Source organism: Hymenobacter fastidiosus, assembly GCF_039539565.1.
GTDB lineage: Bacteria > Bacteroidota > Bacteroidia > Cytophagales > Hymenobacteraceae > Hymenobacter > Hymenobacter fastidiosus.
In genome coordinates this window covers 48,476-61,194 of the sequence record NZ_BAABDJ010000017.1, presented here as the reverse complement: position 1 = coordinate 61,194, position 12,719 = coordinate 48,476, and the positions used below count along the sequence as shown (strand labels likewise).

Here is a 12,719-nt window from a genome sequence, read left to right as displayed (position 1 = left end):
GCATGACTATCCCTGAGCTTCAACTCAGCGTGCTCGACCAGTCGCCCATCCGCCAGGGCGGTACGGCCCGGCAGGCGCTGCTGGAAACCATTGCGCTGGCCCGCCTCACCGACCGGCTGGGCTACACCCGCTTCTGGGTTTCGGAGCACCACAATGCCAGCTCCCTGGCCGGCTCGGCCCCGGAAGTGCTGCTGGGCCGCCTGGGCGCCGAAACCCACCGTATCCGCCTGGGCTCGGGCGGGGTGATGCTGCCCCACTACTCGGCCCTGAAAGTAGCCGAGAATTTCCGCCTGCTCGAAGCCCTCTACCCCGGCCGCATCGACCTGGGCATCGGCCGCGCCCCCGGCACCGACCGGATTACGGCCCACGCCCTGAACCCCCACAACCAGTTCCGCGACGAGGAATTCGCCGGGCAGCTCATGGACCTGCGGGCCTACCTCCACGATGAGGTGGTGCCCGATACCATCCACGCCCGGGTGAAAGCCGCGCCCTTTATCGACACGGTGCCGGAACTATGGCTGCTCAGCTCCAGCGGGCAGAGCGGCCTGTTCGCGGCCGAAATCGGGGCCGCGTTTTCCTTCGCCCACTTCATCAACCCCGTCGGGGGCCCCGACATGGTGCGGCTATACCGGGAGCGGTTTCGGCCGTCGGCGGAGCTGACCGCACCCCAGGCCAACGTGGCCATTTTCGTTTTCTGCGCCGATAGCCAGGAGAAGGCGCAGGAGCTGGCCGAGGCCCTGGCCCTACAGATGCTCAAGCTCGAAATCGGCGACCGGACGCCTATTGGGCCACCCGATTCGGTCCGCAGCTTTCCCCTGGCGCCGGAGCAGCGCGCCCGCCTGGCCTACCATCACCAGCGCATCATCAGCGGTACCCCCGGACGGGTGAAAGCCCAGTTCACCCGCCTGGCGGCGGCCTATGCTGTAAACGAAATCGTAGCCGTCACCATCTGCTACGACTTCCAGGACCGGCTGCGCTCCTACGAGCTGCTGGCCGAGGCGTTTGAATTGCCCGCGGCCATCGAAAAGGAGCAGCTGGCAGCAGCTGAGTAGCCAATAACGTCTCGTCTGTCATCCTGAGCGGAGCAAAGCGGAGGGAAGGACCTTCCTTCTTCGCCCCTAAGTAGGCCGAAGGAATTAGTTTGACTTATCAGCACGTCATGCTTCATCTGGCGTCCGCCTGTCGAAGCATCTCTACCGCTTCGCTGAACGGACCTGATGAAGCGGTAGAGATGCTTCGACTTCGCTCAGCATGACGTTTTTTTATTGCCAAGTAATTTTTACGACCTACTTACCAGGCTTTTTTAACGGCCAAAGCCTTCTGCCGCGCCCCGGTGGAGGGCTTTACTCATTTTACACCGCGTGGCGGGTTATCCGAGGAAGGTCCTTCCCTCCGCTCTGCTCCGCTCACGATGACAGCAGGTTTTTCCCGCAGCCCGCGCCATCTTTGCCCGTATACCGCCGCTCATGACCAACCCGACCCACCTGGCCCCCGAAAAGCCGGCCCACCCCCTTGCTGCCCTGCTCAGCCGTGCCGGCCTCGACTGGTTTCTGCTCGGGCTGATTGGGGTAGTAGCCCTGGCGTATTTTTTTCCCGATGTGGGTAGTAACGCTAGTCCGGTGCCGTGGAAGGCGCTGACCACGGGCGGCGTGGCCCTGATTTTCTTTTTCTACGGCCTGCGCCTCAGTGCCGAAAAGCTTACTGCCGGGCTGCGCAACTGGCGGCTGCACACGGTGGTGCAGCTCACCACCTTCGTTCTGTTTCCGCTGCTGGCTCTGGTGGCCCGGCCCTTCATGACCAGCGAGAAAGCGGAGCTGCTGTGGCAGAGCATTTTCTTTCTCTGCACCCTGCCCAGCACGGTTTCCACCTCGGTGGTGATGGTGGGCATTGCGGGTGGTAACCTGCCCGCGGCCATCTTCAACGCCAGCATTTCCAGCCTGCTCGGCATTCTGCTCACCCCGCTCTGGTGCAGCTTTATCCTGCACACCGGCACCGGCAACGGCCACCTGTGGAGCCTGGCGCTGAATCTGCTCTGGCAGGTGGTGCTGCCGGTGGTGGCGGGGGTGCTGCTCAACCGCCGCTTTGGTCACGTAGCCGAGCGGTACCGCCAGGAGCTGCGCGTGTTCGATCAGGTCACTATCCTGCTTATCGTTTTCACGTCCTTCTGCGAGTCGTTTGCCGAGGGGGTGTTCCGCCGCTACGGCCCCGCCGATATTCTGGCCCTGGGCGCGGGGATGGTGGCGTTGTACTTCCTGATTTTCGGGTTGGTCTGGGGGCTGAGCCGGCTGCTGGGGTTCTCCCGCGAAGACCGGATTGTGGCGCTGTTCTGCGGCTCCAAAAAGTCGCTGGTCCACGGCAGCGTACTGGCCAGTCTGCTGTTTCCGGGTGCCACCCTCGGGGCCCTGCTCCTGCCGCTGATGCTCTACCACGCCCTGCAGATCATCATGGCCAGCGTGATGGCTCAGCGCATGGCCCGGCAGGTGGCGGGCTGACCTGATTAAGTCGATCCTGCGCATTGCACAATAGAAATAATAACCTGACTATAATCAGGGCGGCACCGGAGTTCAAACCAGCGGTATTCAGCCCCCAGGCTCAGCGATAGGCATTTCAAGGAAAGCTTGGCAGAAGCCGCGGCCTTTTGTACTTTTGCTGCTTGTCCCTATTCTCCCTCCTACCCGCCTGCTTGCTTCATGAAAAAGAGCTTTCTGCTTTTCTCCCTCCTGCTTAGCCTGACCGTAGCCGCCCTGGCTACCCCACCCAATAAAGAGCTGCTGACGGCCGTCATGAAAAAAAACGCGCCGCAGGTGGAAACCCTGCTGGCCGCCGGGGCCGACCCCAACGCCCCCATCGAAGTAGTACCCGGCTTCCCGACTACCTACCTGATTACCGCCGCCGACAATGGCAGCCTCGACGTGGTGAAGGCCCTGGTCAAGCATAAAGCCCAGGTCAACCAGTCCGACGCCTTCAAGGCTACGGCGCTGATGGCGGCCGCGGGCAAGGGCCATATGGCCATGGTGGAATTCCTGCTGGCCAGCGGCGCCGACGCCAAAGCGAAGGACGACGACGGTAAAGACGCGCTGGCTGCGGCTAAGGCCAACGGCAACGCCGAAGTTATCAAGCTTCTGGAAGCCAGGCTGAAATAATCAGCGCCTTATGATCAGCTGCTGAAGCGGCCGGACAGGTTGTCCGGCCGCTTTTTTATGCCCCTGCAGGTCCGAGCAGTTGGTTTGGCCACACCTATTTCAGGAAATCGTAAGACCTGGGCTCGTAAGATGAACTATCTTATTCTGAATTGCATTCTGTCGCTGCAATCCAACCCAACTACTTATGCTTGATGTCCAGTTGACCAACGCCGGGTTCTACGAAATTGCCGGCTCCGGCTCTTCCGTAGCCGGTGTCACGCTCATCCGCCCGGGTCGCCGCGAATCGGTACGGGTATTTTTACCCCATAACTCGCCGGAGGTGGAAGTTTACACCGGCTCGGTCCGGAACGGCCGGCTGGTATACCAGGGTTCCGCCGAAAATGCCGCCCTGCTCACCCTGCTGGCCAACCGCAACAACTAATCTGCCTTTGTTTGATTGAACACCTTTACGCTTCCTCCCGACGGCCATCCGGCCGGTGAACTCACACCAAAAAAGCGCCCGACAGCAATGTGGGGCGCTTGTTTGTACAGAAAAGGGTACTGCTGTCCGTATTGCTACCGGCTCTTTACCGCAGTTTCTCGTGGAAAAACGCCAGCGTCAGCGCCCAGGCTTCCCTGGCGGCGGCCGCGTTATAGCTCGGCCGCTCATCGCAGTGGAAGCCGTGGTCGGCGTAGGAAATGATGGTGTTGATGTAGGGCTTGCCGGCGGCGTCTACGGCCGCGGTTACCTCCGCAATCTGCTCCTGGCTGATGTGCGCGTCGAGCCCGCCCCAGAAGAACAGATGGGGCGCGTGCAGATCCGGGGCGCGGTCTTTCAGCAGGTGGGTGCCCCCGCCATAATACGATACGGCCGCCGCCAGCGGCAGCACGGCATTGGCCAGAAACGACACCCGCCCGCCCAGGCAGAACCCGATGCTCCCGATTTTATCGGCCACCACTTCCTCCCGGGCCTGCAGCCAGGCGTAGGCCGCCTGTACATCGGCCGTCAGCCCCTCCGGGGTAATGGCGGCGAAGTGCGGCATGGCGCTGGGAAAGTCGTTGTAGGGAATTTCCAGCCCCGGTGCGGCGGTGCGGTGAAACAGCTCGGGCGCAATCACCACGAAGCCCGCCTGGGCCAGCCGGTCGGCCACGCTGCGGATGTGGTGGTTCACGCCAAAGGCTTCCTGGAGCAGAATGATGCCCGGGTGCGGGCCGGTGGTGGTGGGGAAAGCGGTATAGGCCTGCAGCTCGGTGTGGTCGGCAGCCTGCAGAGTTATGGCGTTGGGGTAGGTCATGGGAATGCTTGGGGGATGAATGAACCGGCTAAAGCTGGGAGCGGGGGTTTTGTCTAGAGCCTCACATCTGCAGCAGCCGTACAATGAGCCCCGTCCAGCCGGTTTGGTGGCTGGCGCCCATGCCGCGGCCATTGTCGCCGTGGAAGTACTCGTGGAAGAGCAAGTTGTCCTTGAAGTGGGGGTCGGTTTGCAGCAGCTCGTCGTTGCCGAAGGCGGGGCGGCGGCCGGTTTCGTCCTTCAGAATCAGCCGGGTGAGGCGGCCGGCCAGGGCCTGGGCTATTTGCTGGAGGTTGAGCAGCTGGCCCGAGCCGGTGGGGTATTCCACCGTAAACTTCTCCCCGTAGTAGAAGTAAAACCGCTGCAACGACTCAATAATGAGGTAGTTGATCGGAAACCAGATCGGGCCGCGCCAGTTGGAGTTGCCCCCGAACATGCCCGACTCGGCCTCGCCCGGCACGTACTGCACCGTGAAGTCGGTTTCCTCGGTGCTGTACACGTAGGGCGCGTCGAGGTGGTGGCGCGACATGGCCCGGATACCGAATTCCGACAGGAACTCCTGCTCATCGAGCATGCGGTGGAGCAGGCTTTTCAACCGGTCCTGGCGCATCAACGACAGCTTGTGGCGGGCGCCCTTGCCGGGCTCGTCCCAGCGGCTGACCAGCTTGGCCAGGTGGGGCCGGTTTTCGAGCAGCCACTTCGCCCGGGCCGAAAACTCGGGCATGGCATCCAGCAGATCCTGCTCAATCACTTCCACGGCGAACAGCGGAATCAGCCCCACGATGGAGCGCACCTTGAGCTTGGTCCGCTCGCCGTCGGGAGTGTGGAGCACGTCGTAGTAAAACTTGTCCTCGGCGTCCCAGAGGTTGAATTCGCCGTCGCCGCCGCGGGTCATGGCGTCGGCGATGTAGAGGAAGTGCTCGAAGAACTTGCCCGCCATTTCCTGGTACACGGGGTTGGTTTTGGCCAGCTCCAGGGCCATACGCATCATGTTGAGGGCAAACATGGCCATCCAGCTCGTGCCGTCGCTCTGCTCGATGAAGCCGCCCGTGGGCAGCGGGGAGCTGCGGTCGAACACGCCGATGTTGTCGAGCCCCAGAAAGCCGCCCTCGAAGATGTTCCGCTCACTCTTGTCCTTGCGGTTCACCCACCAGGTGAAGTTCAGGGCCAGCTTGTGAAACACGGCTTCGAGAAAAGTGGCGTCGCCGCAGCCCGCGTTCAGCTTCTTATCCATCTGGTACACCCGCCAGGTAGCCCAGGCGTGCACCGGGGGGTTCACGTCGTTCAGGTTCCACTCGTAGGCCGGCAGCTGCCCGCTGGGGTGCATGTACCAGTCCTTGGTGAGCAGGCGCAGCTGCTGCTTGGCAAACTCGGCATCGACCATAGCCAGCGGAATGCAGTGGAACGCCAGGTCCCAGGCCGCGTACCACGGATACTCCCACTTGTCGGGCATCGAGATGATGTCGGCGTTGTGCAGGTGGCGCCAGGTGCTGTTGCGCCCCGCCCGCCGCTCCCGGGCCGACTTATAGCCCGTCGGGTCGCCGTCGAGCCACTGGGTCACGTCGTAGTAGTAGAACTGCTTGCTCCAGAGCATGCCGGCGAAGGCCTGGCGCTGCACGTTGCGGGCGTCGGGGTTGGTCACGGCTTCCTGGAGGCAGTCGTAGAACTCATCGGCCTCGTGCTTACGGGTTTCCAGGAGGGCGTCGAAGGTGGCGAAGGGGTCGTCGAACTCCATCTGGCTCAGGCGCAGGCGCACCGTCCGGCTTTCGCCCGGCCCCAGCTTCAGCTTGTACTGGGCCGCCACCTTGGTTCCTTCCTGCCGGGCGTTAACAGCCCCGCGCACCCCACCGACCACGTAGTCGTTGATGCCGTCCTTGAAGTGCATGCCCTGGGCCGGCAGGTCGTAGAGGCGGGCGCCGTTGGTATCGTTTTCGCAGAACAGCAGCGCCGGGGTTTCGTCGCAGTAGAGGTGGTAGCGGCCCAGCGTGGGGTGGTCGGCCCGCACCGTGCCGGGGTGGGTTTCGTGCAGCGTGGGGCGTTCCTCCTGGGCATCCCAGCTCCAGGTGTTGCGAAACCAGAGCTGGGGCAGCACCTGCACCCGGGCGGTACGGGGGCCGCGGTTGTGCACCGTAATCTGCAGCAGCATATCATCGGGCCCGGCCTTGGCGTACTCGATGAACACGTCGAAGTAGCGGCGCTCGTCGAAGATGCCGGTGTCGAGCAGCTCGTATTCGGCTTCCTCCCGGGTGCGGGCGGCGTTTTCGGTCAGCAGCTCCGCGTAGGGAAACGCCTGCTGCGGATACTTGTACAGCATCCGCATGTAGGAGTGGGTCGGGGTGCTGTCGAGGTAGTAGTAGAGCTCCTTCACGTCCTCGCCGTGGTTACCCTGCCCGTTGGTGAGGCCGAAGAGGCGCTCCTTCAGAATCTCATCCTTCCCGTTCCAGAGGGCCACGGCCAGACACAGCCGCTGCTGGTCGTCGGAGATGCCGCCGAGGCCTTCCTCGCCCCAGCGGTAGGCCTTGCTGCGGGCCATGTCGTGGGTGATGTAGTCCCAGGCGTTGCCGTCGGGGCTGTAGTCTTCGCGCACGGTGCCCCACTGCCGCTCGGTGAGGTAGGGGCCGAATTTCTTCCAGAGGGCCTTTTGCGCGTTGGTATCTTGTAAGCGTAGTTGTTCCTGCGTCATAGGTGGTGGCTCCGGGTCCCGGAATATACGGGTATCCCCATGTTTGCGGCTACGCGGGGCAGATCGGCCATAGGGAAGCGTGGCCGGTTCCGGCGAGTGAAGTTCTGCCGTACTGGGTTTTGAGGGCAAGGGTTGTCGCACCCGGTGCAGTGGCCCGGCCGCTCAGCCAGGGGGGAGGGACTACCAGGCTGGTCGAAGGGTACTCCCACAAGCTCCCCGGCACGCACTACCGGCAACACTCCCTGCTGCCTGCACCACGCCTGACCAAATGGACGCCTGTTATTCTTGGATACTACCGGCAACACTCCCTGCTGCCGGCACCCTCGCCGCTACTTCCCCGAATACGTCACCGAAACATAATACAGCCCGCCCACGCCCGGCCCACCCAGATACGACACGTAGTACCGATTCAGCACGTTGGTAGCCCCCAGCTTAAAGCGCAGCGCGGCTTCCGGCACCGCGTAGCTGAGCTGGGCGTCGAGAGTATGGTAGGCCGGCACGCTGCCCGTGACCAGGAAGGTCTGGGAGAAGTAGCGCTGCTGCCAGCGGTAGTTCAGCCCGAAGCCCAGGTGGCGGAATACGTCCTCGCTGCCCAGGCTCAGGTTATACATCCAGCGCGGCGTGTTGAAGCCGTCCTCCAGCCCGTCGCCCGACTCAGTGCGGGCCAGGCGGGCGTAGGTCACGTTGGCCCCGGCCTGAAAGCCCCGGGGCAGCTCGTAGCGCAGGCCCAGGGAGCCGCCGTAGGTGTACACCCGGCTCCGGGCATTGGTCCAGAGGCGGTAGCGGTTCTGAGTGGCCCGGGCGTTGAGGTAGATGGCGGCCGAGTCGGGGTTGTTGGTTTTGGGCACGTAGGCTTCCACCTGGGCGATAAAGTCGCGGTAGGCGTTGTAGTAGAAATCCACGTCGGCCCCCAGCCGGCCGCCGGGGCCCAGGGCCGCCTTGTAGCCCACTTCCAGGGAGCGGATGTACTCGGGCCGCAGATACGTGTAGGGCGTACGCCGCAGCAGGCTTTTATGCTGGTCGATAGCCAGCTCCCGCTTCCGGGCCGGCGGAACCGGGGTGGTATTGGCGTTGATGGCCGCCGTCACGGCCAGGTTGAAGGCGTCGATGCTGCTGCGCAGGTAGCTGTTCTCAAACACCCCGTCCGACATCACCCGCAGCCCGCCGATGCGCTTCACCTGCCCGCTGTTCACGTTGGAAAACCCCTCGAACAGACTGGGAAAGCGGTAGCCGCTCTGGTAGCTCCCCCGGAAATGATGCTGCCGCGTGGGCGAGTATACTGCCGTGAAGCGCGGGTTGAAGCGGGTGCTGAAGTAGTCGTTCCTGTCGGCCCGCAGCGTGGCCGTGAGCCGCAGCTTGTCGGCCAGCAGACGGGCCCCGGCCTGCACGAAGCCGCCGGTTTTGGCGTAGGTCAGGTTGTCGCGGAGCGGGTCCTGGCCTTTTTCGGGGTTGATGAAGTAGTTGCCGTCGGGCACGATGACGTAGGTGCGGTGGTCGGCCCCGGCCAGCAGGTCCACAGTCGCGGGCAGCCACTTGCTTCCCTGGCGCCGCAGCGCCTCCCCGATGTTCACCTGGCCTTCCGCGTGCACCAGGTTGGCCCGCACCCGCAGCGCCGCGCCCTGGTCCCAGTTGTTGATGTCCTGCAGCTCCCCCAGCCGCTGGCCAAACGCCGGCGTACCGGGTTGCAGCCGCCCCGCATCGGCGGCCGCGCGGGCCGTGGCGTGGGCCGCGGCCACCGGCTGCCCGGCCAGCGTAGCCGCGTTCCAGGCGCGGGTGTACTCCTGGTTCCAGCCGGCATCGGTCCTGAAGCTGCGGTCCAGGTTTTCGGCGGCGGAGCGCAGGTTGTAGCTGCGGCCGGTATTCTCCCGGGTGAGGTAAGCCCGCGCCTGCACCACCGGCCCGGTGAGCTGCAGGGCGTGCTGCTGCAGGCGGTAGTCCTGGAGGCGGAAGCGGTTGGAGCGCTGGTACACGTTGTCGAGCACCGCCACGCGGTAGGTGTAGGTCAGCTCCGCCTGGTCCGTGAGCCGGTAGTGCAGGGCGGCGTCGGCCCGGCGGTTTTCCAGCCGGTAGTCCACCACGTCCCGCTCATCGTAGCCGGTGCGGGCCACCGAGTAGCTTTTGCCTCCCAGCGTCAGCGCGCTCCGGTTCGACGACTCGTTGCCGTACCCGTTCACCGGGTCGCGGGCCGGGTTGTCGGTCCCCCGCAGGCCCGTGGTGGCGTTGCCGTCGGGGTTCAGCTCGGTCTGGTCGTGGGCTATCCAGTCGGAGCCGCGCAGGTAAGAGCCGTTCACCTTGAAGGCCAGCTTCGGCGTCAGCCCCCGGGCGTAGCGCACGCTCAGGTCGGTGTAGGGCCGGGGCCGGGAATTCGGGTCGTGCAGGTGGTTCACCCCGGACTTCTGCTGCACGCTGAACCCCTGGGAGGAAAACGGATTCCGGGTGGTGAAATTCGCCAGCCCGTTGATGGCGTTGAGGCCGTAGAGCGCCGCCGCCGTACCCGGCACGATTTCCACGGCCGCAATGTCCAGATCACTTGGCCCGAGCACGTTGCCGATGGGCGCGCCGAGGTGGGGCGCCTGGTTGTCGATGCCATCCACGAGCTGGGCAAAGCGCACGTTGGTGGTGTTGGTGAAGCCGCGGGCGTTTATCACCTTGAAGCCCAGGCTGGGCGTAATCATCTGCACGCCCTTCACGTACTCAAGGGCCTCGAAAAACGACGGGGCCGGCGTGAGGCGCAGGTCCCGGGCCGTGAGCTTCTCCACCGTCACCGGCGAGTGCAGAATACTTTCCTCCACCTTCGAAGCGGCCACCACCACTTCGCCCAGGGCCACGCTGCGGCGGGTGGTGTCGGCGGCCGGGCTGGCCGGGCGGGGCCGGGTGGGCGGGCGCTGCTGCGCGGCCGCGTCAGCGCCCGCCAGAACACTTAATACCGTGAAAGCAGCCGGAATACCACCGCGTAAAACGTGCTTCATCGAATCAGAAAAGTAGCCGGCGACTTCGTTATATTTTCAGCAATATAACGACACCGGCCGCCGCTGGTTTTTTTATTCGCTCAGCCGCTGGGTTTCCTGCGCCAGAAATGCCTGAAACCGCGCCTGCATGGCCTCAAACTCCGCCACCAGCTGCTGTCCCGCCGCCGTTACCACGGCTCCGCCGCCGCGCTTGCCGCCGGTCTGGGTGTCTACCAGCGGCTGCCGCGCCTGCTGATTCAGGGAGTTTACCAGATCCCAGGCCCGCTTGTAGGACATCTCCATGGCCTGGGCCGCTTTGGAAATGGAGCCCAGCGCCTGAATCTTCGCCAGTAGCTCCAGCCGGCCGATGCCCATAAACCGGTCGTCGGGCCCCTCAATCCAGAGGCGGCCGTTGAGGTGAAAGGTCAGGTCGGGGCGCAGCAGGTCTTTCATGCTGCAAGCTTAGGAAAATAAGACTGCAGCCCCTATTTCGTCTGTCCAGGACTTACGCAAAATGCTTTCACGCAGTGTTTCGCAGTGTTAAACCGCAGTGTTTCGCAGTGCGAGGACGTTAACCCCTGCGAAACACTGCGTGAAATGGCACCAGGAGGGTTTTGCGTAAGTCCTATGTCATCCTGAGCAGCGCGAAGGACCTTCCTCTTTCCGTACTGCAACGCTCTTTTCAACGCCCAAAGCCTTTTACCTGCATTCTGTAGATGGCTTTGCTCATTTCAATGTGCCGGCAGGGTATCGGAGGAAGGTCCTTCGCGCTGCTCAGGATGACCGGCAAGTAGGAATGACCGTTTGCTTTATCCGCGGGAGACGCGAAGTGTCGCGTCTCCCGCGGCGTTCCCGGCTTGGGTTTGGGTACCTTGCCGGCCCGCTCCCTCTCCCACCCAGTACCCCATGCGATTCACTTTACCCACCATTGTGGGGGCGCAGTTCTGCTGCACCTCGCTCTGGTTTGCCGGCAATGCCATTGCCCCGGAAATTGCCGCCCGCTTTCACCTGGGTCCTGGCTTCGTGGCTTCCCTCACCAGCGCCGTGCAGCTGGGCTTCATCACCGGCACCCTGGCCTTCGCCCTGCTGGCCGTAGCCGACCGCTTCTCCCCTTCCCGCGTGTTTTTTGTCAGCGCCCTGCTGGCCGCGCTGGCCAATCTGGGCATCATGCTCGAAGGCCTGGAAACCGAAGGGTTGCTGCTGTTCCGGTTTCTGACCGGGTTTTTCCTGGCCGGCATCTACCCGGTGGGCATGAAAATAGCCGCTGATTACTACGAGGCCGGGCTGGGTAGGTCGCTGGGGTTTCTGGTGGGTGCCCTGGTGCTGGGCACGGCGTTTCCGCACCTGCTCAAGGGCCTCACCACCCGGCTGCCCTGGCAGGCCGTGACGCTGGCCACCTCGGCGCTGGCAACCCTGGGCGGCCTGACCCTGGTGCTGCTGGTTCCCGACGGACCTTACCGGAAAGCCGGGCAGCACCTGCGGTTTTCATCTCTGCTGGCCGGGTTCCGGCAGCCCCGGTTTCGGGCCGCCGCGCTGGGCTATTTCGGCCACATGTGGGAGCTATACACCTTCTGGGCCTTCGTGCCGGTGATGCTCACTTTCTACAACGGCCAGCATCCGGGCGCGGGGATTTCCGTGCCCCTGCTCTCCTTTCTGATTATCGGCGGCGGGAGCCTGGCCTGCGTGGGCAGCGGACTGCTCTCGCAGGTGATGCCGGCCCGCGCGGTGGCCACGGCGGCGCTGGCGTTGTCGGGGCTATGCTGCCTGGCGTCGCCGCTGGTGCTGGGGGGCAGCTCGCCGGCGCTGCTGCTGGGGTTCCTATTTTTCTGGGGCCTGGTGGTAGTGGCCGACTCGCCGCTGTTTTCCGCGCTGGTGGCCCGCAATGCGCCGGCCGCCACGCGCGGCACCTCACTCACCATCGTCAACTGCCTCGGATTCGCGCTGACCATCGTCAGCATTCAGCTCACGGGCTGGCTCGCGCCCCGGCTTGGGCCGCAGCTGCTGTTCCTGCCGCTGGCGCTGGGCCCGGCGCTGGGGCTGTGGGCATTGGGGCGGGAGGTATCCAGGTGACGCCTATGGAGCATAATTAAGTGTTCCTCCAATGGCTTCAATCCAACCAACGTTGGCTGGATTGAGACCATTGGGTTGCGTACTAAACGCAGATTGCTGACATTCGACCTCCTTTGCTGGTGACAGCAATACAGATGTTAGCGGACATTACGGACAAGCCTATGAAAATCTATACAGAACTTACAGCGGATTCATGATCGGGGTACGCTCCGGTCCGGCGGCTTTTTCAGCCGTCGGGCCGGTCGCCGCCACAACAACCCGCCAGCATGAACCAATGGCCGCGACCTTCGACCGGCCCGACGGCTGAAAAAGCCGCCGGACCGGAGGGAGTGGAACAGGCTACATTGTTCGCGAAACCGGTATAGAACACATTTCCGCTAAATCACCTTAAATATTATTGGGGGTACTGCTAACTTACAGGCTGTTTCCGACCTTCTTTTTACCACCTGTTGCCCTTGTTGCCCTCTTTTCCTGATGCCCAATCACGGTCGTTAGGAAGCACGACAATTAGGTTTTTTTGTGTCCATATTTTAGGTGACTCATATCATCAATCACAGAATTTAAAATCCATGAGTATTTTTTTATCCTTTTTTTTCCTCAAAAA

General features: G+C 63.3%; 9 protein-coding genes. 5 read left to right on the top strand and 4 right to left on the bottom strand.

All coding sequences use genetic code 11. From position 1 onward, the window contains the following. Positions 1-2: 2 nt before the first annotated feature. The 4 genes from ABD833_RS10480 to ABD833_RS10465 all read left to right on the top strand — a co-directional run bounded on the left by ABD833_RS10480 (position 3) and on the right by ABD833_RS10465 (position 3,564). On the top strand, positions 3-1,052 hold the full coding sequence (locus ABD833_RS10480; protein ID WP_345072845.1) for an LLM class flavin-dependent oxidoreductase: 1,050 nt from the start codon (positions 3-5) through the stop codon (positions 1,050-1,052). Positions 1,053-1,466: 414 nt separating this feature from the next. Then, a complete protein-coding gene (locus ABD833_RS10475; protein ID WP_345072844.1) occupies positions 1,467-2,492 on the top strand; it encodes a bile acid:sodium symporter family protein in 1,026 nt (341 codons plus the stop codon). Between the two features lie 198 nt (positions 2,493-2,690). Next, entirely contained in the window at positions 2,691-3,143 is a 453-nt protein-coding gene (locus ABD833_RS10470) for an ankyrin repeat domain-containing protein (protein ID WP_345072843.1), read from the top strand. A 184-nt stretch (positions 3,144-3,327) separates the two neighbouring features. Then, positions 3,328-3,564, top strand: a complete 237-nt coding sequence (locus tag ABD833_RS10465; RefSeq protein WP_345072842.1) for a hypothetical protein — start codon at positions 3,328-3,330, stop codon at positions 3,562-3,564. 145 nt (positions 3,565-3,709) lie between these two features. Here ABD833_RS10465 and ABD833_RS10460 read toward each other — a convergent pair whose 3' ends face one another. The 4 genes from ABD833_RS10460 to ABD833_RS10445 form a co-directional block, all read right to left on the bottom strand. After that, a complete protein-coding gene (locus ABD833_RS10460) occupies positions 3,710-4,417 on the bottom strand; it encodes a dienelactone hydrolase family protein (RefSeq protein ID WP_345072840.1) in 708 nt (235 codons plus the stop codon). Positions 4,418-4,478: 61 nt separating this feature from the next. Then, positions 4,479-7,097, bottom strand: a complete 2,619-nt coding sequence (locus ABD833_RS10455) for an MGH1-like glycoside hydrolase domain-containing protein (RefSeq protein WP_345072838.1) — start codon at positions 7,095-7,097, stop codon at positions 4,479-4,481. Between the two features lie 329 nt (positions 7,098-7,426). Beyond that, a complete protein-coding gene (locus ABD833_RS10450) occupies positions 7,427-10,066 on the bottom strand; it encodes a TonB-dependent receptor (protein ID WP_345072836.1) in 2,640 nt (879 codons plus the stop codon). Positions 10,067-10,138: 72 nt separating this feature from the next. After that, complete coding sequence (locus ABD833_RS10445) at positions 10,139-10,498, bottom strand: winged helix-turn-helix domain-containing protein (protein WP_345072835.1); 360 nt, start codon at positions 10,496-10,498, stop codon at positions 10,139-10,141. 453 nt (positions 10,499-10,951) lie between these two features. Here ABD833_RS10445 and ABD833_RS10440 point away from each other — a divergent pair, with 453 nt between their 5' ends. Beyond that, positions 10,952-12,115 carry an MFS transporter gene (locus ABD833_RS10440; RefSeq protein WP_345072834.1) on the top strand — a complete coding sequence of 388 codons (1,164 nt, stop codon included), beginning with the start codon at positions 10,952-10,954 and terminating at the stop codon, positions 12,113-12,115. Positions 12,116-12,719 lie beyond the last annotated feature (604 nt).

What these genes read in the sequence shown, in the direction of transcription:
- ABD833_RS10480 (WP_345072845.1), top strand. Translation starts at nt 3, where the DNA reads ATGACTATCCCTGAGCTTCAACTCAGCGTGCTCGACCAGTCGCCCATC.
- ABD833_RS10475 (WP_345072844.1), top strand. Translation starts at nt 1,467, where the DNA reads ATGACCAACCCGACCCACCTGGCCCCCGAAAAGCCGGCCCACCCCCTT.
- ABD833_RS10470 (WP_345072843.1), top strand. Translation starts at nt 2,691, where the DNA reads ATGAAAAAGAGCTTTCTGCTTTTCTCCCTCCTGCTTAGCCTGACCGTA.
- ABD833_RS10465 (WP_345072842.1), top strand. Translation starts at nt 3,328, where the DNA reads ATGCTTGATGTCCAGTTGACCAACGCCGGGTTCTACGAAATTGCCGGC.
- ABD833_RS10460 (WP_345072840.1), bottom strand. Translation starts at nt 4,417, where the DNA reads ATGACCTACCCCAACGCCATAACTCTGCAGGCTGCCGACCACACCGAG.
- ABD833_RS10455 (WP_345072838.1), bottom strand. Translation starts at nt 7,097, where the DNA reads ATGACGCAGGAACAACTACGCTTACAAGATACCAACGCGCAAAAGGCC.
- ABD833_RS10450 (WP_345072836.1), bottom strand. Translation starts at nt 10,066, where the DNA reads ATGAAGCACGTTTTACGCGGTGGTATTCCGGCTGCTTTCACGGTATTA.
- ABD833_RS10445 (WP_345072835.1), bottom strand. Translation starts at nt 10,498, where the DNA reads ATGAAAGACCTGCTGCGCCCCGACCTGACCTTTCACCTCAACGGCCGC.
- ABD833_RS10440 (WP_345072834.1), top strand. Translation starts at nt 10,952, where the DNA reads ATGCGATTCACTTTACCCACCATTGTGGGGGCGCAGTTCTGCTGCACC.